1 protein-coding gene is annotated in these 508 nt (G+C 57.5%); it reads left to right on the top strand.

The window, feature by feature from the left end:
* The coding region (locus ACSZO4_RS25830; protein ID WP_437891929.1) for an IS30 family transposase at nt 1–508 on the top strand (508 nt) is incomplete at both ends.

The following is a 508-nucleotide window of genomic DNA, read 5'->3' as shown; positions in this document are numbered from 1 at the left end:
GACGGCGGGCGGCGAAGCGCGTTATCAGCCCTGAGACGGCATTTTACGTTGAGAGAGGGTTATGCTGGAAGTGGAGCACGGAGCAGATCAGCGCTATCTGTAAGCGCATTGGCAGCCCCGTCAGCCACGAGTGGATTTACCAGCATGTTCAGGCTGATAAAGCCAGTGGCGGCGAACTGTACAAGCATCTGAGGCAGGGTAAACGCCGTTACCGTAAGGGCTACGGGACTAAGCGCAGCCGCATACCGGGAGCCGTCTCCATCGAGCAGCGCCCGACCGTGGTTGATGAGCGTAGCCGCCTGGGTGACTGGGAAGCGGACCTGGTTCTGGGTGCACAAGGGACAGGTGCCATCGTGACGCTGGCCGAACGTAATAGCCGTATCTACCTGACAAAAAAGGTGTTCTCCAAAGATGCGGGTGAAGTCAGCAGTGCCATCATCTCGATGCTGAGTGGCTATAAAGATGTCTGCCACACCATCACGTTCGACAACGGTGGCGAGTTCAGTGA

The sequence above is a fragment of the Phytobacter sp. V91 genome, assembly GCF_965644225.1.
GTDB lineage: Bacteria > Pseudomonadota > Gammaproteobacteria > Enterobacterales > Enterobacteriaceae > CBFFRJ01.
Note: the sequence above shows the minus strand (reverse complement) of the source record. Positions and strands in the feature narration are given on the sequence as shown.